Annotated in this window: 22 protein-coding genes and 1 other annotated feature; of the genes, 13 read left to right on the forward strand and 9 right to left on the reverse strand. The window is 45.1% G+C overall.

The window, feature by feature from the left end:
- The first annotated feature begins 61 nt into the window (after positions 1 to 61).
- Positions 62 to 1,159: a nicotinate phosphoribosyltransferase gene (locus ACFQPF_RS17005; RefSeq protein ID WP_379751165.1), complete on the forward strand. Its 1,098-nt coding sequence runs from the start codon at positions 62 to 64 to the stop codon at positions 1,157 to 1,159.
- A 212-nt stretch (positions 1,160 to 1,371) separates the two neighbouring features.
- Entirely contained in the window at positions 1,372 to 2,682 is a 1,311-nt protein-coding gene (gene murC, locus ACFQPF_RS17010) for a UDP-N-acetylmuramate--L-alanine ligase (protein ID WP_379751167.1), read from the forward strand.
- Positions 2,683 to 2,877: 195 nt separating this feature from the next.
- Here murC and ACFQPF_RS17015 read toward each other — a convergent pair whose 3' ends face one another.
- Entirely contained in the window at positions 2,878 to 3,990 is a 1,113-nt protein-coding gene (locus tag ACFQPF_RS17015) for an aminopeptidase (RefSeq protein WP_379751169.1), read from the reverse strand.
- A gap of 178 nt (positions 3,991 to 4,168) precedes the next feature.
- On the opposite strand from ACFQPF_RS17015, the gene ACFQPF_RS17020 reads away from it, so the two are divergent.
- From ACFQPF_RS17020 to ACFQPF_RS17045, 6 genes are all read left to right on the forward strand, one after another.
- A complete protein-coding gene (locus ACFQPF_RS17020) occupies positions 4,169 to 4,639 on the forward strand; it encodes a DUF948 domain-containing protein (protein WP_379751171.1) in 471 nt (156 codons plus the stop codon).
- Positions 4,629 to 5,030, forward strand: a complete 402-nt coding sequence (locus ACFQPF_RS17025) for a YtxH domain-containing protein (protein ID WP_379751173.1) — start codon at positions 4,629 to 4,631, stop codon at positions 5,028 to 5,030. Before ACFQPF_RS17020 ends, ACFQPF_RS17025 begins: the two co-directional genes overlap by 11 nt.
- A gap of 79 nt (positions 5,031 to 5,109) precedes the next feature.
- The gene (gene ytxJ, locus ACFQPF_RS17030) at positions 5,110 to 5,448 is read left to right on the forward strand and encodes a bacillithiol system redox-active protein YtxJ (protein ID WP_379751175.1); all 339 of its coding nucleotides are present in this window, start codon (positions 5,110 to 5,112) and stop codon (positions 5,446 to 5,448) included.
- A 115-nt stretch (positions 5,449 to 5,563) separates the two neighbouring features.
- On the forward strand, positions 5,564 to 6,652 hold the full coding sequence (locus tag ACFQPF_RS17035) for a bifunctional 3-deoxy-7-phosphoheptulonate synthase/chorismate mutase (protein ID WP_379751177.1): 1,089 nt from the start codon (positions 5,564 to 5,566) through the stop codon (positions 6,650 to 6,652).
- Positions 6,653 to 6,931: 279 nt separating this feature from the next.
- Positions 6,932 to 7,939 (forward strand): catabolite control protein A, encoded by a 1,008-nt coding sequence (ccpA, locus tag ACFQPF_RS17040; protein ID WP_379751179.1) that lies wholly within the window; start codon positions 6,932 to 6,934, stop codon positions 7,937 to 7,939.
- A gap of 13 nt (positions 7,940 to 7,952) precedes the next feature.
- Positions 7,953 to 8,660: a 5'-methylthioadenosine/adenosylhomocysteine nucleosidase gene (locus ACFQPF_RS17045; RefSeq protein WP_379751181.1), complete on the forward strand. Its 708-nt coding sequence runs from the start codon at positions 7,953 to 7,955 to the stop codon at positions 8,658 to 8,660.
- A 112-nt stretch (positions 8,661 to 8,772) separates the two neighbouring features.
- Here the strand turns inward: ACFQPF_RS17045 and ACFQPF_RS17050 are convergent, their stop codons facing one another.
- Genes ACFQPF_RS17050 through ACFQPF_RS17060 form a run of 3 tightly spaced genes read right to left on the reverse strand, consistent with a single transcriptional unit; the run spans position 8,773 to position 11,195 of the window.
- Positions 8,773 to 9,936, reverse strand: a complete 1,164-nt coding sequence (locus tag ACFQPF_RS17050) for an acetoin utilization protein AcuC (RefSeq protein WP_379751183.1) — start codon at positions 9,934 to 9,936, stop codon at positions 8,773 to 8,775.
- Positions 9,937 to 10,536, reverse strand: coding sequence for a CBS domain-containing protein (locus tag ACFQPF_RS17055; protein ID WP_379751185.1), 600 nt, complete (start codon positions 10,534 to 10,536; stop codon positions 9,937 to 9,939).
- Between the two features lie 26 nt (positions 10,537 to 10,562).
- On the reverse strand, positions 10,563 to 11,195 hold the full coding sequence (locus tag ACFQPF_RS17060) for a GNAT family N-acetyltransferase (protein WP_379751187.1): 633 nt from the start codon (positions 11,193 to 11,195) through the stop codon (positions 10,563 to 10,565).
- Positions 11,196 to 11,356: 161 nt separating this feature from the next.
- Here ACFQPF_RS17060 and acsA point away from each other — a divergent pair, with 161 nt between their 5' ends.
- Entirely contained in the window at positions 11,357 to 13,072 is a 1,716-nt protein-coding gene (acsA, locus tag ACFQPF_RS17065; RefSeq protein WP_379751189.1) for an acetate--CoA ligase, read from the forward strand.
- A gap of 54 nt (positions 13,073 to 13,126) precedes the next feature.
- On the opposite strand, the gene ACFQPF_RS17070 is transcribed toward acsA, so the two are convergent.
- A complete protein-coding gene (locus tag ACFQPF_RS17070; protein ID WP_379751191.1) occupies positions 13,127 to 15,964 on the reverse strand; it encodes a transglycosylase domain-containing protein in 2,838 nt (945 codons plus the stop codon).
- 140 nt (positions 15,965 to 16,104) lie between these two features.
- Positions 16,105 to 16,328: a binding site (T-box leader), on the forward strand.
- 49 nt (positions 16,329 to 16,377) lie between these two features.
- Between ACFQPF_RS17070 and tyrS the strand changes: the two genes are divergently transcribed.
- Both tyrS and ACFQPF_RS17080 read left to right on the forward strand, forming a co-directional pair.
- On the forward strand, positions 16,378 to 17,637 hold the full coding sequence (gene tyrS / locus ACFQPF_RS17075) for a tyrosine--tRNA ligase (protein WP_379751193.1): 1,260 nt from the start codon (positions 16,378 to 16,380) through the stop codon (positions 17,635 to 17,637).
- 31 nt (positions 17,638 to 17,668) lie between these two features.
- The gene (locus ACFQPF_RS17080; RefSeq protein ID WP_379751195.1) at positions 17,669 to 18,571 is read left to right on the forward strand and encodes an aldo/keto reductase; all 903 of its coding nucleotides are present in this window, start codon (positions 17,669 to 17,671) and stop codon (positions 18,569 to 18,571) included.
- Positions 18,572 to 18,742: 171 nt separating this feature from the next.
- Here ACFQPF_RS17080 and ACFQPF_RS17085 read toward each other — a convergent pair whose 3' ends face one another.
- Both ACFQPF_RS17085 and rpsD read right to left on the reverse strand, forming a co-directional pair.
- Positions 18,743 to 19,192 (reverse strand): GNAT family N-acetyltransferase, encoded by a 450-nt coding sequence (locus ACFQPF_RS17085; RefSeq protein ID WP_379751197.1) that lies wholly within the window; start codon positions 19,190 to 19,192, stop codon positions 18,743 to 18,745.
- A gap of 382 nt (positions 19,193 to 19,574) precedes the next feature.
- Entirely contained in the window at positions 19,575 to 20,177 is a 603-nt protein-coding gene (gene rpsD / locus ACFQPF_RS17090) for a 30S ribosomal protein S4 (protein WP_379751199.1), read from the reverse strand.
- 331 nt (positions 20,178 to 20,508) lie between these two features.
- Between rpsD and megL the strand changes: the two genes are divergently transcribed.
- Positions 20,509 to 21,711 (forward strand): methionine gamma-lyase, encoded by a 1,203-nt coding sequence (gene megL, locus ACFQPF_RS17095; protein ID WP_379751201.1) that lies wholly within the window; start codon positions 20,509 to 20,511, stop codon positions 21,709 to 21,711.
- 130 nt (positions 21,712 to 21,841) lie between these two features.
- Here the strand turns inward: megL and ACFQPF_RS17100 are convergent, their stop codons facing one another.
- Entirely contained in the window at positions 21,842 to 22,327 is a 486-nt protein-coding gene (locus ACFQPF_RS17100) for a GAF domain-containing protein (protein WP_379751203.1), read from the reverse strand.
- Positions 22,328 to 22,519: 192 nt separating this feature from the next.
- Between ACFQPF_RS17100 and refZ the strand changes: the two genes are divergently transcribed.
- Positions 22,520 to 23,197 carry a forespore capture DNA-binding protein RefZ gene (gene refZ / locus ACFQPF_RS17105; RefSeq protein ID WP_379751205.1) on the forward strand — a complete coding sequence of 226 codons (678 nt, stop codon included), beginning with the start codon at positions 22,520 to 22,522 and terminating at the stop codon, positions 23,195 to 23,197.
- Here refZ and hisJ read toward each other — a convergent pair.
- A complete protein-coding gene (hisJ, locus tag ACFQPF_RS17110; protein WP_379751207.1) occupies positions 23,162 to 23,995 on the reverse strand; it encodes a histidinol-phosphatase HisJ in 834 nt (277 codons plus the stop codon). The genes refZ and hisJ overlap by 36 nt on opposite strands.
- Positions 23,996 to 24,095 lie beyond the last annotated feature (100 nt).

Consider the following 24,095-nt stretch of genomic DNA (forward strand, 5'->3'; position numbering starts at 1 on the left):
TTTATTATGATAAGGTAGGACAATCAGATTCAGTCTTATTAAGTATTGAGGAGTATTTTTCATGAAAGAGATCGAATTAAAGCTTCAAGGTAAAATCAGCAGGCTGACGAACAAAACCTTTAAATTTGACGAGAGAGCCGGCGAAGGCTGGTTCTCCGCTGTATATTTTTTGAAAACATGCGAGATTGTCGAGGCGTTCAAGCCGGATAATGTCGTAACGATGCAATTCTTCCAAAAGAATGATGCCGTTCTTTGCGGAACAGACGAAGCGATCGCCCTGATCAAAACGTTTGGCAAGAACCCTGAAGAGCTCGAGATCTATTCCTTAAAGGACGGAGATAAAATTTCCCCGTTTGAAACGGTTCTTACAATTAAAGGCCCATATCAAAATTTCGGCTTTTTAGAAGGGGTAATCGACGGCATACTGGCTAGAAGAACATCGGTGGCGACGAATGTATATAATGTGGCCAAAGCAGCAAGCTTGTCTGGTATTCAAAAGCCGGTGATTTTTATGGGAGACCGTGATGATCACTTCGCTCAGCAGGCAGGTGACGGCTATGCGGCCTATATCGGCGGTGCGTCCGCGCAGGCGACTCATGCGATGAATGAATGGTGGGGCAAAAGCGGTATGGGGACGATGCCGCACGCGCTGATTCAGATATTTAATGGCGATATTGTCGAGGCGACAAAAGCGTATCACAAAAAATTTCCCGAAGACGATTTAATCGCCCTTGTTGACTATAATAATGATGTCATCACGGATGCTCTTAAGGTAGCGCGTGAGTTCGGCTCTACACTTAAAGGTGTGCGAGTGGATACGTCAAGAACCATGGTTGATCAATATTTCTTCAGAAACCAGGATGTACTAGGTGACTTTGATCCTAGAGGTGTTAATCCGGAACTGATCTTTGCTCTGCGCAGAGCACTGGATGAAGAAGGTTTCAGGCATGTAAAAATCGTTGTGAGCGGAGGATTTACGAAAGAACGGATCACGCGGTTTGAAGAACTGAAGGTTCCCGTCGATATATATGGTGTCGGCAGCAACTTGCTGAAGATCAACATCGGCTTCACAGGAGATAACGTGCTAATGCATGACGGCCATCAGGCGAAGGCGGGCCGCATATATAGGCCGAACCCAAGACTTGAGCTCGTCGAATAGAAAAAAGTCCATCATGAAATTTATTACACGTGCACAAAATAACCAGAGTATAAAAAAAGACACTGTGAAAAGGCAGGAGCTTCCCGGCTTGGTCGGCGGCTCAGCAATTTGTTATAATGTACAATAAGCCCGTATGCGCAAGTGCACAGTGCGGGGCATATAATACATTAAAATAGGCCTTTTAGAAGGTGTTCTTTTGTGGAGGTCTTACCATGACACAATACCATTTTGTAGGAATAAAAGGGACGGGGATGAGCGCACTCGCGCAGATTCTTCATGATATGAAGTATGACGTGCAAGGATCTGATATAGACCAGCTTATCTTTACCCAGCTTGGCCTGGAAGAAAGAGGCGTGTCCATCCTGCCTTTCAATAAAAAGAACATACATGCCGATCAGACGATTATCGCCGGCAATGCATTTGGCGAGGATCATGAGGAGCTGAAGGCAGCGGTAGAATTAGGTCTGCCTGTTCACCGCTATCATCATTTTCTTGGAGACTTTGTTAAAAAGTTTACCGGAATCGCGGTAACGGGAGCACATGGGAAAACATCGACGACTGGATTGCTCGCTCATGTGCTTGAAGGCGCAAAGCCTACAGCCTTCCTGATCGGTGACGGAACAGGAAAAGGAATCGAGAACAGTGAGTATTTCGTATTTGAAGCATGTGAATACCGCCGTCATTTTCTTTCGTATGAGCCAGACTACGCGATCATGACGAACATTGACTTTGACCATCCGGATTATTTCAAGAACGTGGATGACGTGTTTCATGCGTTTCAGCAAATGGCGATGCAAGTGAACAAAGGCATTATCGCATGCGGAGACGATCCGTATTTGCAGAAAATCCAGGCTCAGGTTCCTGTCGTGTTTTACGGATTGGGAGATCATAATGATTTTCAAGCTAAGAATATTGTCCGTGATGCGTCAGGCACGACGTTTGACGTGTTCGTCCGCAATACCTTCTATGGCACGTTCACGATTACAGGCTATGGCACTCACAATGTGCTGAACGCACTAGCGGTCATCGGGATCTGCCATTATGAGGACATTCCGACGGATATTATCGCAGAGCGTTTAAAAACCTTCAGAGGAGTAAAGCGCCGCTACTCAGAAAAACAGTTCGGACAGCAGATTCTAATCGATGATTATGCGCATCATCCGACTGAAATTAAAGCGACAATTGAAGCGACATCTTATAAATATCCAGACCGTGATGCAGTAGCGATTTTCCAGCCGCACACATTCACCCGCACAAAGACATTCTTGACCGAGTTCGCAGAAAGCCTAAAGGGTGCAGATTATGTGTACCTTTGCGATATTTTCGGCTCTGCACGGGAAAACGCGGGTGACTTGACGATTACCGACCTTCAGGAGCTGATCCCGAACGCTCAGCTTATTACGGAGGATACGATCGATGTACTAAAAAAGCATGAAACTGGCGTCCTTTTGTTTATGGGAGCAGGAGACATCCAGAAGTTCCAAAAAGCATACGAAGACGCGTGCCAGGCACCAGTCGAATAATAGAAACCGCCGCAAAAGGAGATTTCCTTTGCGGCGGTTTTTGGTTGATATAGGTTCTTTGGCGGAGAGTAGAGAACATGTTCTTCGAAGCTAAACAAGGGGTCCGGTACCGAGATGATGACCTTTGGTATAATAAAAACCTTGATTGGTACGGACCCCACTGTTTGTACTTCCATGATAGCTTTTTTTGCTTTTTTACTTTAAGTTTTCTGGGTTTAAGATCTCGAGTTCGGGCAGGACGAATATGCCGTCTTTACGAATGAGGACGTCGTCGAAGTAGATTTCACCTCCGCCGTAGTCGCTGCGCTGGATCATTACCATATCCCAGTGGATGTTGGACTCGTTGCCGTTGTAGGCTTCTTCGTATGATTGGCCAGGGGTGAAGTGGAAGCTTCCGTCGATCTTTTCGTCAAACAAGATATCTTTCATCGGGTGCTGGATAAATGGATTCACCCCAATCGCGAATTCACCGATGTAGCGAGAGCCTTCGTCTGTATCGAAGATCTTGTTGATGCGTTCTGAATCGTTTGCTGTTGCTTCAACGATTTTACCGTCTTTGAATGTGAGTTTCACGTTCTCGAATGTGAAGCCTTGGTAAGGTGATGGCGTGTTGTATGAAATCGTGCCGTTTACGGAATCCTTTACGGGAGCAGTAAAGACTTCTCCATCAGGAATGTTGTAATTTCCGGCGCATTTTACTGATGGGATATCTTTGATCGAGAATGTCAAGTCTGTGCCAGGTCCAGTTAAGCGTACTTTATCTGTGCGGTCCATTAGTGACTGCAATGCGTCCATGGCATTGTTCATTTTTCCGTAATCGAGTGTGCAAACGTCAAAGTAGAAGTCTTCGAATGCTTCGGTGCTCATGTTGGCGAGCTGTGCCATCGATGCGCTTGGGTAGCGCAGTACGCACCATTTTGTTTCTTTGATGCGGATGTTGCGGTGCATGCCGAAGATGGTTTTTTCGTAAAGAGCCATTTTTTCTGAAGGTACGTCAGATAGCTCGTTGATGTTATCGCCAGCACGGAGGCCGATGTACGCGTCCATTTGCTTCATCAAGTCTCCTTCATGCTTAGCGATGAGTTCCATTTGTTCTTCTGAAGCTTCCATATATTGCTGGCGCATGATGGAATGATCCTTTAACAGAACAAAAGGATAGCCTCCTGCAGCGTATGCTTCTTTCACTAGTGCTTTGACTAATTCTTTTTGCAGGCCGAAATTTTCGATCAGAACCTTTTCCCCTTTTTGAAGGTTAACGGAATATGTAATCAGGTTTTTAGCGAGTGTGTTGATACGGTGATCTCTCATTAAAAAAAGCCCCCTTTTTTGGAATTAAATAAACCTACAAGTCTATTTTAACTTAATTTAAACAATTTGTAATGTTCTATAAAAAGGGATTTGCTAAAATTAACCGAAAAAGATACTTAACGTTTATTTGAAAAGTTTTGGGGAAAAGGAAATAATATATTATTAGGAGGTGTCCATCATGGATATGATCATTTCAATCAGTGTAGCAATCATCGCAGCAGCTTTTGTCGTTCTCGTTTATTTCCTTTCAAGAACACTTAAATCTCTTCAGTTCACGCTTGATCACGTGGCAAAGACGCTCGATGGATTAGAAAACCAGCTTCAAGGAGTCACGCGCGAAACAGCGGATTTGTTACATAAAACAAATGTGCTAGCAGAGGATGTTCAGAAAAAGTCAGATTCACTAAATCAGATTTTCTCGGCTGTGCAGGATTTTGGAACATCCATACAGAAAGTAAATCAATCAGTGAGAAAAGTGACGGACCAGATTTCCATTGGAACGGAACAGCAGTCTCATCAGATCAAGCAGGCAGTTCAATGGGGGAACGCAGCTTTGACGCTATGGGAAAAATGGAAAATCAAAAAGCAGCATGTCAAAGCAGCTTCGCCTGACCACTATTCAAGAGGAGGCGTTTACGATGGGCAATAATAATCAAGGCATTGACAGCAAGGATTTTATTATTGGGGCTCTTGTTGGAGGCATTGTTGGAGCAGCATCTGCGTTGCTACTGGCTCCTAAGACAGGAAAAGAGCTAAGAGGAGACCTGAACGAACAGGCGATTCTTCTGAAAGACAAAGGAAACGAGTTTTCTCAATTGGCGATCGAAAAGTCTAACTCTATCGTTAAGACTGTAAGTGAGCAGTCTAATCAGGTCGCTGGCAAGGTAAAGGAATTGACGACGAACATTCGACGCGACATCGATAAGTGGCGCGAAAAAGGGCAAGTCGAGCAAGAGAATGAGGAAATATACGGAGAAATTACCGAGCAGCCAGAAGCTGAAGATCTTCGGACACCTGAGCTTGCTGAGCAAAAATATTGATTAGAGTTCATCTTATATGAAATGATAACAAGGAAGGCATACAATGCCTTCCTTGTCGTTTACTTAAGGAGGCTTCTTTATGCTAAAACAGCTGAACAATGAAACAGACTGGTCAAATGCTCTTAATGAATCGGATCGCTTCTTTTTACTGAAGAACAGCACGACTTGTCCAGTTAGCCATGAAGGCTACAGACAATTTGAGAAGTTTGCCGCACAGCATCCAGAGGAAACGTTTTATTATTTAAACGTGCAGGATGCTCGTGCGCTAAGCAATAAAATTGCTGAGGATACAGGGATCAAGCATGAATCTCCGCAAGTTTTTCTTTTTAATGGCGGCAGTCCTGTTTGGAACGCTTCGCATTGGTCGATTACGGTTAAGAAAATGGAGGAAGTCCTAACAGAAGGAGCAAAAGCGTAATCCACTGCGGATTGCGCTTTTCTTTGCTTTTTCCGCAGGCGTGACAAGCTGAAGTGGTTATTTTATAATAAGGATGCTTACGGGTACGACACAGACTACGATGGGGGGAACAAACATGTCCCTGAATACGATAGATGAGCTTAGAGATGAAATCGATGCCATAAATCTTCAAATCATGCATTTAATCAATGAACGCGCGATACTTGTTCAAAAAATAGGCATTGCCAAGCAAGCGAGCGGAGTTAACCGTTTCGATCCTGAGCGTGAACGCGATATGCTTGATAGGATCGCGGAAAATAACAAAGGACCTTTTCAAACAACAGCGCTTCAGCATATTTTTAAAGAAATATTTAAAGCGGGGCTTGAGATACAGAAAGATGATCAAAAAGAGAAGCTTTTAGTTTCAAGATCGATGAAGAGCGAAGACACGGTTGTATCCTTCGGGTCAGCGTATATCGGCGGGGGAAGCATGCAGCTGATTGCCGGTCCTTGTGCGGTAGAGTCATACGAACAGACAGCCGCCGCAGCGAGGGAAGTAAAAAAGCACGGTCTATCGTTTTTGCGAGGAGGGGCGTATAAACCACGCACTTCACCTTATGATTTTCAAGGGCTTGGTCTGGAAGGATTGAAGATATTGCGCAAGGCAGCTGACGATTATGCGTTAAAAGCTGTGAGCGAGGTGGTATCGGTATACGATTTAGAGACGGCTGCAGAATATTTGGATATCATTCAAATCGGCGCCAGGAATATGCAGAACTTTGATCTGCTGAAAGAAGCAGGAAAGATGAATAAGCCGATTCTTCTTAAACGAGGACTCTCCGCTACAATTGAGGAATTTATTTATTCAGCGGAATATATTATGTCGCAGGGCAACAAGGAGATTATCTTATGCGAACGGGGCATAAGAACCTACGAACGAGCCACTCGCAATACACTGGACATTACAGCTGTTCCGATTTTGAAAAAGGAGACGCATCTTCCTGTTTTGGTAGATGTAACGCACTCCACTGGAAGAAAAGACTTGCTTCTTCCCGCAGCTAAAGCAGCGATGGCCATTGGTGCCGATGGGGTGATGGCTGAAATTCATCCAGATCCAGCGACAGCATTGTCTGATAGTGCCCAGCAAATGGATTTTTCGGAATTTGACGACTTTATTTTGGAGCTTCAAGCTTCCGGCCTCTTGAGAATGAAGGAAACGGTTTAATCAAATAAGCTCATTTCTGGCCCAAACGCATGGATAAAAGACCGTCCCAAACTAATGTCATGCCGACATGATGATGGGGCGGCTTTTTATTTTACTCTGATTTGTGAGTATGTTTATTCTTCGTATCGCAAACACTATGAAAACAGAACAGACTTTTTTCAAAAACCTTGTGAAACAGAGAGCAATCGATTGCCTGAGTGCTTACTTTAGCGTATGATAAAACTTAATATTACATAAACCTTGACAGGTTTCGGTTTGCGAATTAAAGGAGAGATCATTTTGAATACAACGATTTATGATGTGGCTCGTGAAGCGGGCGTATCAATGGCAACAGTATCCCGTGTTGTGAACGGCAACCCGAATGTGAAGCCCTCAACAAGAAAAAAGGTGCTTGAGGCTATTGAACGTTTGGGTTACCGGCCGAACGCGGTAGCAAGAGGGCTGGCAAGCAAAAAAACAACGACTGTCGGTGTGATTATCCCGGATATTTCCAGCATTTTCTTTGCTGAACTTGCACGAGGCATCGAAGATATCGCGACAATGTATAAATACAATATCATTCTATGTAACTCAGACCAGAACAAAGATAAGGAAATACATCTGCTTAATACGCTGCTTGGCAAACAGGTAGACGGAATTGTGTTCATGGGCGGAAAGATTACAGAAGAACACGTCGAAGAATTCAAACGAGCAGCAGTGCCGATTGTTATGGCAGCCACTGTGGACGTTAATGAAGAGATCCCATCTGTAAACATCGACTACCAGCAGGCGGTGTATGATGCCGTCAAGCACATGTTCGATCAAGGACATGAGACGGTCCATATGGTAACAGGTCCGCTTGAGGATCCAATCAATGGCTACCACAAGTTTACGGGCTATCGCAGAGCGGTAGAAGAGGCTGGCAAGAAGGTGGACGAGACGCACATTTTTGTGGGCGATTACACGTATGATACGGGGATAGAAGCGGTGGACACGTTCCTTGAAAGCGGACAAAAGCCAACGGCCATCTTTGTCGGAACAGATGAGATGGCTTTAGGAGTGATTCATGGGGCACAGGATAGAGGCCTCACCATCCCGAATGATATTGAAGTGATCGGCTTTGACAACACGAGGCTCGCGACGATGGTGCGACCTACGCTTTCTACTGTTGTTCAGCCGATGTACGATATCGGAGCAGTAGCGATGCGTCTGTTAACCAAGCTGATGAACAAGGAAAAAGTGGAAGAGCATACGGTCGTCCTGCCGCACCGCATTCAATTCAGAAACACAACGAAAAACGGAGAGTAACGAGGGGAAAAGAATGGTAAGAATCGGAGTAATCGGCGCGATGGACGAAGAGATCGCGTTCATGAAAGAAAAGATCGATGTGTATGGAGAGAGCACTCAAGCAAAAATTAAGTTCTATGAAGGAACCTTTGAGAATAAAGAAGTCGTTCTATGCAAGTCGGGTGTAGGAAAAGTTAACGCTGCGGTCACGACTCAGCTGCTGATTGACCGCTTCAAAGTAACGCATGTCGTTTTCACTGGTGTGGCTGGAGCACTGCATCCTGCATTGGAAGTAGGGGATATCGTCATTTCAACTAGCCTTCTGCAGCATGATATTGATGCTTCGGCTCTAAGCCCCCATTTTAAGCAGGGCACTATTCCCATGTTTGAGCATGAATCAGAGTTTACTGCATCGAATGAATTGGTTGCATTAGCTGTAGCTGCAGCGAAACAATTGGAAGGACCTCAAGTGAGAAAAGGGAAGATATTAAGCGGCGATCAGTTTATTGCTGACCGCAGCATTGTTGAAAAATATCGCAGCCTGTTTGATGGTGATTGTATCGAGATGGAAGGTTCAGCGGTAGCGCAGGCTTGTTTCTTAAATGACGTTCCGTTTGTTGTTATCCGGTCTATTTCGGATAAAGCCAATGGTGAAGCGCCAGCAAGCTTTACGGAATTTACAAAGCTTGCGGCAGAACGCTCTTCATTTATGGCAGAAAGTATCATTAAAGCATTGCAATAAAAAAGCGCCTAGGCGCTTTTTTGTTCTTTAAAAAACGTAACTTTTTAGCAGTGAATTCGACGCAGTTAAAAGGTTAACGAAGGAAAAGCAATGATGATGGGAGGCAGCATCGTTATTTGCTTTTCTTTTTTAATGCTCGTATGCTGTATAACGTTTTGGAAAGGGTGTCTTCATTTTTGGCGGTGATTTCCCTTTTCCTTGGAATCGGCGTATACAGATCAGGCTTGTCTTCCCATGTAAGCGGAAGCTCAATCGGGCTCTGTCTGCGCCAGTATGCGAGCCAATCTGCAGGAAGCGGGCCGCTTGCCTGCTGCTCTTTCATCGCAAGCCAGATGTTCGCCCAAGCTCTGGGTACAACACGCCAAATATCATAGCCACCTCCGCCAGTGGCGATCCAGCGGCCTCCGCAATACTGATCCGCAATTTTCTTGGCGAGTCGGGGCATCTTTTCATATGTTCTCATGGTGACGGAAAGGTGTGTGAGCGGATCATAACAATGAGCATCAGCACCATTTTGTGTCACGATCACATCAGGCTTAAAATAGTCAGCGACTTCAAGCAGGCTTGTTTCATAGCAGTACAGCCACGAGTCATCCTCTGTAAACGCATCCATGGGAACATTAAAGGAAAAGCCGTAGCCTGAGCCTTGGCCTTTTTCATGAACATTTCCGGTGCCAGGAAACAAGTAGCGTCCTGTTTCATGGATTGAAAGGGTACAGACATCACTGTCATCGTAAAATGCCCACTGCACCCCGTCTCCATGGTGCGCATCAGTGTCTACATACAGTACCCGTGCCCCATATTTACGCCGTATGTATTCAATCACGATCGAGCTGTCATTATATACACAAAATCCGGAAGCCTTGCCGCGGAATCCATGGTGCAGGCCGCCGCTGAGCGAAAGGGCGTGATTTGCTTTTCCCTCCATGACCAGATCTGCAGCTGTCAATGTAGCCCCGACAATCCATGCACCCGCATCATGCATGCCATCAAATGCAGGAGTGTCTTCTGTCCCAAGTCCATAGCTGCCCGCCAGTTCTTGAGAAAGCTGGCCCTGTCCTGCTTTTTTTACCGCTTCAACATAGCCTTTGTCATGGATAAGCATGATCTCTTCATCAGTAGCCCTTCTTGGTGCGGCAATTTCTTGATCGGTTAAATAGCCGGCTGATTTCAGCAGCTCGCAGGCCAGCTTCACACGCAGCTGGTTAAACGGATGTGTATCATGAAACTTATAGTTCAACAATTCCTCAGAATAAATAAAAACAGGTTTCTGCATCTATCTCACCGGTCCTAATACAGGATAACCCTCGTTCTCCAGATGCTGTATGACAGGAAGAGGGTTCATCGTGGCAAGCCGGAACACCAGCACCTTTTCTGCCTCATTCTGACAAGGATAGACGAGTACACTGTGTATGTTAATGTGGTGCTCTTTTATTATGGATGCCACTTCTGCAAGCTGCCCTGCCTTATTGATGACTTTTATTTCAAGCTTGGAGCTTGGCTGATGGGCGCCAGTCAGCCTGACGAGTGTATGCAGCATCTCTTTTTCTGTCACAATGCCGATTATACGGTTTTCTTCAATGACAGGAATATACTCTAAGCTGTCTTGGTAAAACAAGCTGGCAAGCTCCTCAGCATTGTCCATAGGATGTGCTGTGGCCATGTCACTCTTCATAATGGATGATACATTGGCAGACTGGCTGGTAAAGGCTTTCTTTATATCATAATCTGTGACAATTCCTTTCCATTTTCCCGCTTCGTCATTTACAGCAAAATATCGTTTGCGCTCTGTCATCATTCTTGATGCAGCATCAGTTATCGTGGTCTGTTCTGAGAAAATGGGTACGTGTGAATCCATGATGGCTCGAACAAGCATCTTACCCGCTCCTTTATCGGAAACTGTTAATACATGAAACGATTTTGAAAACGGATCCGGTCAAACTGCTGCACATGATCCATGGAAACGCGGCTGCCGATTTTCACCATCAAGCAGTTGGCAGGATGCGAGCAGATCTCAGGATCATCTGTTGCCATATATTCCAGCCCGCCGGCGTTCATCATTTTCTCCATGACTTTTCGATAGTCCCATACGTTCAGGCCAGTGCCCTGCAGGTCCCAGTGCCAATAATACTCTGTCGTAATGATAATATAATCATTCATCGCGTCATCCATCATTGATACCTTTAAAAGATTTTTGCCGATTTTAAAATTGCGGAATTCAGAAATGACTTCAATGGCCCCTAATTCAAGCAGATTTTCCATGTTTCCTTGCGACCATCGCTCTAATGGATCAGGATGGACATACGTTACATAACCGACCACAGTGTCCTTCACGCGGGCGATTATGATGCGCCCTTCATCAAGTCCAGCTATTTCGATAAGTGCCTTCTTCTGCTCCTCATGAGGCCGGAATGCCCTTAAGCCGCTATGAAACTGCAAGGAAGAGAGCGTTTCTGGTGTGACGGGTCCTTCAATCGTCACGGCACCTGAAGCGGTCGGCAGCACGAGGCAATTGTACGTTTTTCTATGAATCATGCAAGAACACCACCTAAAGTTTCATTCTTCTCTATTATACATAAACTCAGAGCATACGGCGGCAAGGAAATAGGCATTTTATCGGCAATTCTAATTAGTTAAAAAATTCTGTTATATTATGTTATAATAAACTGACTGTACATAGGGAAAGGAGATTGAATATGAAACTGGAAGCGCTTCCTATTATTCAAGGCAACTTTAATCTGCAGAATTATGACCAAGCGTATGAAAATTTCGATTGGAAAGAAGTCGAGAAAGAATTCTCCTGGCATGCAACAGGCAGGATCAACATGGCATATGAAGCCATTGACCGCCACGCAGCCTCCCACAGAAAAAACAAAGTCGCTCTGTATTTTTCTGATCAGAGCCGTGATGAAAAGTATACGTTTAAAGAAATGAAAGAAAAGTCAGACCAGGCAGGCAGCATGCTGAGGAAGCTTGGAGTTGAAAAAGGGGACAGAGTCTTCATCTTCATGCCTCGGTCTCCCGAATTATATTTTACTTTTTTAGGAGCGGTTAAATTAGGGGCGATAGTCGGCCCGCTGTTTGAAGCGTTTATGGAGGGTGCTGTTAGAGATCGCCTGGAGGATTCTGAAGCGAAAGTACTTGTCACGACGCCTGGATTGCTGGAGCGTGTGCCGGTATCTGAGCTTCCGCACCTCAAGACCGTTATTTTAGTAGGAGAAGATGTAAAAGAAGAAGGTCCATACGTCAGCTACTACGAACAAATGAAGAAAGCGGACAAGCATCTTCAGGTGGAATGGGTGGACCGGGAAGACGGACTGATTCTTCATTACACATCGGGTTCAACTGGGAAGCCCAAAGGTGTGCTTCATGTTCATAATGCGATGCTGCAGCACTACCAGACAGGGAAATGGGTGCTTGATCTGAAGGAAGACGATGTGTATTGGTGCACAGCAGATCCAGGCTGGGTGACCGGAACATCCTACGGCATTTTTGGTCCATGGCTCAATGGTGCTTCAAGTGTCATCCGCGGAGGACGCTTCAGCCCGGAAGATTGGTATGCTACGATAGAACGTTATGGTGTCACGGTCTGGTACAGTGCACCGACAGCATTCCGCATGCTTATGGGTGCTGGAGATGAAGTGCTCAAAAAGTTTGATCTGTCATCTTTACGGCATATTCTCAGTGTCGGAGAACCGTTGAATCCTGAAGTCGTACGATGGGGCATGAAGGTGTTCAACCTGCGTATTCATGATAACTGGTGGATGACGGAAACAGGCGCACAATTGATCAGCAACTATCCATCCATGCAGATCAAGCCAGGATCAATGGGCAAGCCATTTCCGGGAATCACCGCTGCGATCATCGATGATCAGGACAACGTGCTCCCGCCATATCGCATGGGCAACCTTGCGATTAAAAAAGGGTGGCCGTCCATGATGCATACGATCTGGAACAACGAACAAAAGTATGAGTCGTATTTTACTCCAGGTGGCTGGTACGTTTCAGGAGATTCCGCTTATATGGATGAAGACGGTTACTTCTGGTTCCAGGGGCGTATTGATGATGTGATCATGACATCAGGGGAGCGTGTCGGGCCGTTTGAAGTGGAAAGCAAGCTTGTCGAACATCCTGCTGTAGCAGAGGCGGGCGTGATCGGAAAGCCTGATCCTGTACGGGGTGAGATCATCAAGGCCTTTATCGCGCTGCGTGACGGCTATACTCCTAATGACGAGTTGATTGAAGAAATTCGTGCTTTCGTTAAAAGAGGACTCGCTGCTCATGCGGCTCCGCGGGAGATTGAGTTCAAAGATAAGCTACCGAAAACGAGAAGCGGAAAAATTATGCGCCGTGTATTAAAGGCATGGGAACTCGACCTTCCGACAGGTGACCTTTCAACCATGGAAGATTAGCAGGTAATTGAACCGAAAAAAACAGCAGCAGCCGGATCGGCTGCTGCTGTTTTTTTAGTTCTTTTTCTTTTTCTTTCCAGGGTTGCCGTTGTTCGGTTCTGCTGGCGGAGGATCTGTTGGAGGCGGATCTCCTGTGCCCGGCTTGCCACCCTCTGGTTTCGGCGGTTCAGCAGGTGGTTTTGGTCCACTTGTAACTTTCGTTGCGGATCCGGATTCTCTGCCGGCGATATCAACTGCGGTAACATACACGATACCTGATGAAGGTATTGGGGCAGACGTGATATCCGATGTTACACTGGCTATTTTCTTAAATGGCGCTTTTCCATCAGGTGAATGATAGACACGGTACCCGATTACATCTTTTTCACCGCTCGCTGCCCATGATAGCTTTCCGTTGTTTGCCGCTGAGCCAGCCACAGGAGCAGGCGCACTGCCGTTGTCATTCATTATTTTTTCTGGAACAACGTTTTCAAACAGATTGCTTTTCGTTGTTTCATCCGTCAGCTTGTCGAAGCCAAGCTCTTTTAAATAATCCTCTTTAATGAGAACACCGACTTTCGTAAATTCTTCCGGTGTGCTCTCCAGTGCTTTATACTTCTCATCGCCAACGATAACGTAGCGTCCAGGCATAAGCGTATCATCCACGGCATTTGGTGTGAACTTAGCATTAAACAGATCGCTCGTTACGAGCCCCGCGCTGCGGCAAAGATCGGAAGGAAGCTTTCCAGAGATTCCGCAAATTTGCATTCTGACGATTCCACTAGGCATAGCGAAGGTGTTTTTCGGCGCCATTAGCTCTGGTGCTATACTGTACGCATCATTCGCAAGAGCTGCCCATATAGCCTGGTTTCTCGGGCCAGTCCGTCCTTGAAGCGGAGCAGGGTGGTCATATCCGAGCCAAACACCGAGCGTCACATTTGGATTGGTGGCAACAAACCAGGAATCTTTATCTTCATTCGTCGTTCCGGTCTTTCCAGCCCAGTCTGTAGAGAACGACAGCATTCGCTTAACGCCTGCTGCTGTTCCTCCACTCGAGAGGACATCCCTCATCATATCAATGGTCAAATACGATGTTTGAGGAGAGAACACGGGAACGGCCTTGGCTTTATGCTGATACAGAAGTTCGCCTTTATTTGTTTCAATTTTCTCAATCATATAGGCATCCACAAACTGTCCGCCGTTAGCGAATGTAGCGAATGCGTTTGTGTTTTCTTCTACTGTCGCTCCAATCGTCATTCCTCCTATAGCCATAGAAGGAATATAGCGGTCTTCCTCCGCGATGCGGGAGAAGCCCATCTGAATCAGTTTGTTCGTCGCTTCAACAGAATTCACCCGCAAATAGCTTCGAATTGCTGGTGTGTTGCGCGACTGCTTCAGAGATTCTCTGACAGAAAGGAGACCTTTGAACTTGCCGTCCCAGTTGCCGACATATTTATCGCCAAGCTGCAGCGGGGCGTCCGGAATAATCGTTCCAGGCTGTACCTTCCCAAGCTCCATTGAGTACGAATAAGCGAGCAGGGGCTTCATCGTTGATCCGTTCTGACGCGGTGCCCTCATAGCGTGGTTCACCTGTTCACGGTTGAAGTCGCGTCCACCGACAAATGACAGGATAGCTCCTGTTTTGTTTTCAATCAGGATGCCGCCTGTTTCTTCAGGCTCACTTTTCGTGACCCATTCGCCTTTTTCGTTCTGCTCTTTGTAATAATGCAGAGCGGGATGAAACAGATTATTGTTCTTAACCGTCTGCTGCATTTTTTCATACATTTTTTTGTTTAGTGTGGTATAAATTTTCAAGCCTTTTTTGCCCATTTGCTTGCTGGCGTTATCTTTGTATTCCAGCTGCTCCTTTGGCTTCAGTTTGCTCCACACTTTACCGTCTTTCTTGGCCTGAAGCTCACTCAGGATCTCAACGGTTCGCTTTTCCACTTCATATGTAATATACGGATATTTTTCAAATGAAGTCTGCTTATTGGACGTTAAGCTTTTGCGCAGATCAAAAGACAATGCCTGTGAATACTCTTTTTCAGTGATATGTCCGCCGGTCAACATCCGTTTCAATACAGTTTGCATGCGGTTTATGCCATATTGCAGCTCTTTTTCTGGCTTGACATTGCCGCTGTTATCGTATGGTGTATACACGAACGGGTTCTGCGGCAGCCCTGTTAAGTAGGCCGCCTGTGCGAGATTCAGCTTGTCAGCATTTACGCCGAACACACCCTGTGCGGCTGCCTGGATGCCCGCTACATTGTTTCCAGAAGAGTTCCGGCCGTAAGGCACTACATTTAAGTAGGCTTCCAGAATTTCCTCTTTTTTGAAAAACTTTTCGAGTCTCATCGCGAGAAGAATCTCTTTCGCTTTCCTGTCAAAGGAAACTTCATTCGTAAGGATCTGGTTCTTGATTAGCTGCTGTGTGAGCGTGCTGCCCCCTGACCTCACTTCTGATCCGGTAAATTCCTGGAACATCGCACGCATGATCGCTTTTGGGACGACGCCTTCATGCTCGTGAAAATACTCGTCCTCTGTGGCGATCACCGCTTTTTTAACGAAAGGAGAAACCTTTGCGAGCGGAATTTCTGTGCGGTCCAAATCGGATTTCATCGCTCCGATATCTTCTCCGCCGCTAAAATAGGCCCTGCTGGTCTCTTCATAGTTATAAATGTCTTTTTTCATAGAAGCATAAGCCCTTACAGGTTCATCCTTTACGAGTGATGCAAAAAATCCTGCGCCCACTCCGGCAGCAAATGTGCCTCCCAGCAAGCCGAGCACGACGAGTACTAAAAATGTATTCCATAAAATGCTGTATGTTAGGCTCGCTGTATACATAATGTTTTTCTCATGCAAAAAACGGGTCAAACTCTCCCATTTTTCACGCAGTGAATCTAGTTGAGACATCCCATAATTCCCCCCTATCCCGTCTAATTATACCATAATGAAAACGGCGGAAAAGCAATCGTTTGAACATTCAATTATTTTCCCTGTCATTGACAGTGCTCACTTAATATGATAAAAATGAGAAAACAATGGCGAATATCGTATAAGCGTAGATAGGAACAAGTAGCGTGCGTCTCCCTGACTCAGAAAGCTGGTGGCTGATGTGAACCAGCACAAAGGCGTAAGTGAATTACCTCCTGGAGCTTTTCCTGTGAACAAATATGAAAGTAGCAGGAAACGGATCTAATCCGTTAACAAGTTGAGGCGGAGAGCTGATTTTTGCTCTCAATCAGGGTGGTACCGCGCGAGAAATCACGTCCCTTTTTTAGGGGCGTTTTTTATTTGCCTGCAAAACGGAAAAAGGAGAGAACAATATGTCAATTTTAAACGATTTAGAGTTTCGCGGACTGCTGCATCAAGTAACGGACCGCGAAGGATTGGAAAAAGAATTAGAAAGCGGGATGGTCACTTTATACTGCGGCTTCGACCCGACGGCAGACAGCCTTCATATCGGAAACCTCCTCCCGATTCTCACGCTGAAGAGATTTCAGCTTGCAGGACATCAGCCGCTCGCACTAGTAGGCGGCGGGACAGGTCTGATCGGAGACCCGAGTGGTAAGAAAGCAGAGCGTACGCTCAATGAACAAGAAACAGTTGTGAATTGGTCGAACAAGATCAAAGATCAGCTTTCGCGTTTCCTAGACTTTAATGCCGAGAACAACCCGGCAAAGACTGTCAATAACTATGACTGGCTAAGCGAGCTGAGTGTTATTGGTTTTCTGCGTGATGTTGGAAAGAACTTTTCGATTAACTACATGCTCGCGAAAGATTCTGTTAACACGCGCCTCGATGCGGGAATTTCGTTTACAGAGTTTTCATACATGATTCTCCAGTCGTACGATTTTCTGAACCTTCATCAAAAAGAAAACTGCAAGCTGCAAATCGGCGGAAGTGACCAATGGGGCAATATTACAGCAGGGATGGAATTGATTCGCCGTTCGGGGGAAGAAGAAAAAGCGTTCGGTATGACTATTCCGCTTATCACGAAGGCAGACGGTACTAAGTTCGGCAAGTCGGAATCTGGAACCATCTGGCTAGATGCTGACAAGACGACACCTTACGAGTTTTACCAGTTCTGGGTGAACACGGCCGATGCCGATGTGATGAACATGCTCAAATACTTCACCTTTTTGTCACAGGAAGAGATTTTAGCACTAGAGGAATCGTTTCAGTCAGCTCCAGAAAAGCGTGAGGCGCAGAAGGCACTAGCGCGTGAGGTGACGACACTCGTGCACGGCGAACAGGCATATGAGCAGGCATTGAAAATTACAGAAGCCCTTTTCAGCGGAAACGTGAGCGAGCTCACAGGTACAGAAATTGAGCAAGGATTTAAAGAATTCCCATCACACGTTATGGAATCAGGAGACGATGTTTTGTTAGTCGACCTTCTTGTTGCGGCAAAGGTATCTCCTTCTAAGCGCCAGGCCAGAGAAGATATTACGAACGGTGCAATTTCAGTCAACGGAGAGCGTTTGACAAGTCTTGATGCCATCATCAGCGCTTCAGACCGTATTGAGGATAAATTTGTACTAATCCGCCGCGGAAAGAAAAAGTATACATTGATTCGTTTTTAATCAACTAGACAAACAATCAGGAGTGAGAGAGTTGGAAAAAATCACGTTAGCAAAAGACCTGGAATTTTCACGTATCGTACATGGTCACTGGAGACTGGGAGAATGGAATTTAAGCGATCAAGAACTGCTTGCGCTTGTAGAACAGTGCATCGAGTGGGGCATTACCACATTCGACCATGCTGACATTTACGGAGGTTACACGTGCGAAGAGATTTTCGGAAAAGCACTCGCTCTTAAACCGGAGCTTCGCGAAAAGATCCAGATTGTATCCAAATGCGGCATCAAGCTGATTTCTGGTAATCGCCCTGAGCATAGCATTAAGTCATATGATACGAGCAAGCAGCACATTATCACTTCGGCTGAACGCTCGCTGAAAAACATGAACACGGATTATCTTGACCTTTTGCTTATTCATCGCCCTGATCCGTTCATGAACCCGGAAGAAACGGCTGAAGCTTTTAACCTGTTAAAAAAGCAAGGAAAAGTAAGACATTTCGGTGTATCCAACTTTTCACCGTCACAATACAATATGCTTCAAAGCTATTGTGATGTGGAGCTAGTTACGAATCAGATTGAGTTATCTGTGCTGCATACGGATTCTTTCTTTAATGGAGCAATGGATCATTGCCTAGAGAAGCGCATCGCGCCAATGGCATGGTCACCGCTTGCTGGCGGCCGTTTGTTCTCCGGAAGTGATGAACAAAGTATTGCGGTGAAAAAGACGATGGAGAAGGTAGGAGCTGAAATTGGGGCAGAAAGCCTTGATGAGACAGCCTACGCGTGGCTACTCGCTCACCCTGGCCGCATCATGCCGATCGTCGGAAGCGGCAAGAAAGAACGCATCGCCTCTGCTGTCAAAGCAACAGAGCTGAACATGAACACAGAACAATGGTTCGACATCCTGCAAAGCAGCATGATGCGGGAAGTGGACTGATCTTAATAATTGGGTATCCTTTTAATAAAGAAATCACTTTTTCAATTATTAGTAAAAAAGTTTTTAGCTTGTGAACTTGCATTGTAATTGAATATCCCCAAAAAGTAAAAAACGACCAAATTTGGTCGTTTTTTATCTTCCATTTAATACACTTGATTGTTATATATACATTTAAATTTTCTTTTCAAAATGAGTTAAGGAAATTAGTTCATTTACTTTGACTTCGTTAACTTTTTGGTACCTATTCTTTATATAAAATCTAACTGCGGGAGTATTTTTTGAACCAGTTGAAACTTTTATTGACTCAATTCCTTTCTGTGCTTCAGCGATTTCCAAAAGTTTCTGAGCAATTCCTTTTCTAAAATGTTTTGGATCTACGATTAATCGGTGAATATCCATTTCATTATTTTCAATTTTAAATGATATTGCACCACATAGTTTGTCTTGTGAATAATAGCCAAAGAAAGTTTCACCACATTGCTGTAACTTATCGACTGTATCTTTTAACGGAGGTATCTCATATGTGCCAATAATTTTTGCTTCCATATTGTAAGAAGGAATTTGCACATTTAGTACTTCTTGAGCTTTTTTTCTATTATTTATATCGATTTTTTTAATCATGATAATCCCTCAATAAATTATATAATGTTACTCCGTTTTTTTTTTTTAGAGTAGAGTGTTTATTTATTTTAATATTCATTAAACCGTCAAGAAGATTTGGATTTGAATAGAAGTGAAAATGGTTATTGTGAATATTGATTATATCTTGAGTTCTTCATCGACTTAGTTGGCTGGAATGTAAGGCGCCGACTCCTGCGGGACAAGCGGTCAGGTGAGACCCTTCAATGGCGCTTGCGACGAAGGGGCTCACCGACTGCCCCGCGGAAAGCGTGCGCCTGAAATGGAGGCCAACGGCTTCACTGTTTTCTTTCAAGTTAACTAATCTGTTTACAAAAACAAAAACCCCGATTCCAAATAGAATCGGGGTTTTGCTTCGTTACAATTAACGAGAGTAGAATTCAACGATAAGCTGCTCAGTGATCTCAGCTGGGAGCTCAGAACGCTCAGGAAGACGAGTGAATGTGCCTTCAAGCTTGTTTTCGTCGAAAGTCAAGAAGTCAGGAACAAAGTTGTTTGTTTCTAGAGCTTCTTTAACTGCTACTAGGTTGCGTGACTTTTCACGTACACCAACTACATCTCCAGTAGAAAGACGGTAAGAAGCGATGTCTACACGCTTTCCGTTTACTGTGATGTGCCCGTGGTTTACAAGCTGGCGAGACGCACGGCGTGTGCGAGCAAGACCAAGACGGTAAACAACGTTATCTAGACGAGACTCAAGAAGAACCATGAAGTTTTCGCCGTGGATACCAGGCATTTTGCCAGCATCATCAAAAATGCGACGGAATTGACGCTCGTTCACTCCGTACATGTGGCGAAGCTTTTGCTTCTCTTGAAGCTGAAGTCCGTATTCAGAGATTTTTTTGCGTTGGTTTGGTCCGTGTTGACCTGGAGCGTAAGGACGCTTAGCAAGTTCCTTACCCGTTCCGCTTAATGAAATTCCAAGACGACGGGAAATTTTCCACGTAGATCCTGTGTATCGAGACATAATAGTCTCCTCCTTCACGTGTTTTGTTTTGGAGTAAAACAAGAAACAGTGACTCCGCCCTTTTCAGCAGCCGATTTTGTTTTCACACATCTTCACTTCAGCAGCCGAGAAGCTACGCGATGTACCTTTAAAAAGGAACAAAATCAAACAGCAGATGGACACAGTGCTGCGTTATTTTACACAAAGAACAGTATACGACGTAAAGTAGTGGAAGTCAAGCACTGCTGAAAAAGAGGCTCACCACACGTTCAATAATGATTGTCAATCCTTGCTTTACAGGATATGATAATAAAAGAAAGCGCTTACATTATGTGAAATGAGGTCTTTGACGATGATGGAAGAGATTCAGTCAAAACAAGAACGTTCACGAAAATTTGAGACAGAGGTTATACACAGTGGATATGATGCGCTCAAGCATTTCGGGAGCTTGGCACCGCCGATTTTTCAGACATCCACCTTTGTTTTTCCTGATGCGCAGTCAGGCGAGCGCAGATTCGCAGGCGAGGAAGAAGGATACATTTATTCACGTCTTCAAAATCCGACGGTCGAGATGCTGGAGCAGCGGATCGCGGCGCTTGAAAAAGCAGAAAAAGGCTTGGCGTTTGGATCAGGGATGGCGGCAGTATCTGCTGTTTTAATGGGCATGGTGAAAACAGGTGACCATATTTTATGTTCCGAAGGCGTATATGGGTGTACGTTCGGCCTGCTCCATTTTATGCAGGAACGTTTTGGAGTCAGTCACAGTTTTCAGTCAATGGATGGCGAAGAGCAGATCAGGGCGGCGATCAGGCCAGAAACCGCTTTAATATATGTGGAATCGCCGATCAATCCGACGATGAAGCTTGTGGATCTTAAGCTTGTGGCTGAAATAGCAAAAGAGTTTGGTATACCCGTAGTAGTGGATAATACGTTCTCTTCTCCATATTTACAGCGGCCTCTTGAACTTGGCTGCGACGTTGTCATTCACAGTGCAACCAAATATTTATGCGGACATGGTGATGTGATTGGAGGTCTAGCTGCCGGGAGCAAGGAATTGATGAGCCATCTTTCAATGACGACACAGAAGGACATAGGGGGCGTGATGTCGCCATTTGATGCCTGGCTGCTTCTTCGAGGAATGAAGACTCTTCCGGTTCGGATGGACCGTCATTGCAGCAATGCAGCAGAGCTCGCAAAACAACTAAGAAAGCATCCGCGAATTTCAAAAGTGCTGTTTCCTGGAGATCCAGAGTTTGCGCAATATACGTTGGCTTCTAGGCAAATGGACGGTCCAGGGGGATTGATCAGCTTTGAAATTTGTGGTACGAAAGAAGATGCGCAGCGGTTCATGAACGCCCTGGAGCTCATTAAAATCGCGGTCAGCCTTGGAGATGCTGAAACCTTAATTCAGCATCCCGCGACGATGACACATGCTGTTGTTCCTCCGGAAGACCGGGCAGCAATGGGAATCAGTGAAACGCTGCTTCGCCTTTCTGTCGGACTTGAAGCCTGGCAGGACATATGGGCAGATATCGAGCAGGCATTAAACACATAATACATTGAGAGACCGCACTTCACCGTTAAACGTGGAAGTGCGGTCTCTTTAATGAATAAAGGGGTCGTACCTTTTACCAACAGGATCATTAAACCTGCTCTAAATGGTAAAGGTACCGGACCCCGGTTTGTTATAGGTGCTTCAATAGCACACTGACGAATGTTTCTAGGTTTTCTTTATCAACAGAATCAAAACGGCTTTTTTCAGGGCTGTCGATATCAAGGACGCCGATCAGCACCCCGTCTTTTACCATCGGAACGACGATTTCAGATTGCGAAGCAGCATCACAGGCAATGTGGCCTGGGAATTGGTGAACGTCATCCACGACTACCGTTTCTTTGTCTTGTGCTGCTTTACCGCATACTCCGCGGCCGATTGGAATTCTGACACATGCGGGAAGGCCTTGGAACGGGCCGAGCACAAGCTGTGAGGAGCTTTCTTCCATCAGGTAGAATCCAGCCCAGTTAATGCGATCCAAAAATTGGTTCAGTAAGGCGGCAGCGTTTGCTAGGTTGGCTGTGATATTCTTTTCTCCTTCAAGAAGTGCGTCTAGCTGTTTAAACAGCAGCTCATAGGCTTCAGATCGGTCGTTGCTGTACGATTGAACGTTAAACATACAAAATCCCCCTATATAGTCGATATTATGATGTTTAGTTTAGCAGAAAATGTTGAAGTGTACAGATTTGCCGCCTTATTTGTCGAGCGATTAGAAAAGGTATTGCCCGCCTCCCCAAGAATGTATTACATAACAGTCCAAATCTATTTAGGCAGTGTACGGCATGCGTTTAAAAAAGGGTGGTGTCAGACGATGAAGACCGCAATAAAAGGGACGAAAGAAAGAATCTGCGATGCAGCGATCTCACTGTTTACAAGCCAAGGCTTCAAAGGAACAACGATCAGGCAGATCGCCCAGAAAGCAAATGTGAATATCGCCCTCGTTTCCTATCATTTTGGCGGGAAAAAAGGGCTGTTAGAAGAACTCGTTATGTCCTTTTATGAAGGCTATGTCCGCAGGCTTGAGGTGGTGTATCATACCTCAACAAAGGAAACGGCTAAAGGAACATTAATAGAACTGACAGAGCAGCTGCTTTCCTATCAAAAGAACAACCTTGAGCTCGCCCGATTCGTCCACCGTGAGATGACCCTTGATTCAACGTTGATCCGTGAACTGATGTCAACCTACTTGGCAAAAGAAAAATATTATTTGAACGCCTTCTTTGAAAAAGGAATGAAGCGCCGAGAGTTTAAAAGGCAGTCTGTTGATCTGCTTTCTGTTCAATATAAAGAAATGCTGCTGCTGCCCTTTTTGCAGCCGCTTTATTTGACAGAGGTCTTTCACCTTCCTGTCGGAGAAAACATATTTTACAGCGATTATCAAAAATGGATCAGAAGCTGGATAGAAAAGTTCGTATGTGTGACAGAAAAGAAACCTTCCATTCTGTCAAATGTCTTATTCGGCGCCGTCCAGGAAAAATGGGGAGGCTAATTTATCTCGATAAAGCAGCTCACTGAAACCTTGATGTAATCCCGCAGCGGTATGGGCATCAGAACCATACACGAGCGGGATTTTTCTTTTGGCTGCCTCTTGAACAACCCAGTCAGAAGGATACGGTTCTTGGCAGTTTGGCTTCACCGTGCCTGCCCCATTATAATCAAGCTGATAATCCCTCGCTTTTATTTCCTCTAAAATAAACAAGATGTCCTCTGCGAACGTGCGTTGAGCTGGATATCGTTTATGGAATTTGCGCGCAAGTGTGATGTGCCCGATTCTCCTTGGCTGAAAAGATGAGAAACGGAACTGGACTGAATCCTTCACGGTCTTATAATAAGCGGCATATATGTCGTCTACGCTTCCAAAGACAGAAGCCATTTCACCGAACAGATCCTCGCTGTAATCCATGCACCAATACTTCCCTTTATGCTGTAAAAAATGAACGGAGAGTATCGCATCATCCAAATAATCTTGAACATCTGTCAAAAATGCATCGGTCTCCTTTTCAAATCCCTCAATGAAATCGACTTCAAGACCTGTGAAAATTTGTAATCGGCCTTTGAATTCCTGTTTGATCTCTTTCAAAGCCTGAAAGTAGCGGGGAAGATCTTCTCGTTTCATGGCTGAATCAGATTCAGGCACAGGGTCGGTAAAGCCGTATGGCAGTGGAGCATGCTCTGTAAAGGTGATGCCAGAATAGCCGAGTGACAGGGCGCGCTCAGCATATTCATTCAGCGTGTCAGACGATCCATGCGGGCAGAACGGTGTGTGTACATGTCCATCAAATCGCATAATCCGACTCCTTTTCATGAATTTTGTTATATATGGAAAATTTTTATCAAATTTTGCATTTTTGTTGGTTCAAAATCTAGTTTACATGTTATATTTAATA

The organism is Fictibacillus iocasae (assembly GCF_042665465.1).
Lineage (GTDB): Bacteria > Bacillota > Bacilli > Bacillales > Fictibacillaceae > Fictibacillus > Fictibacillus iocasae.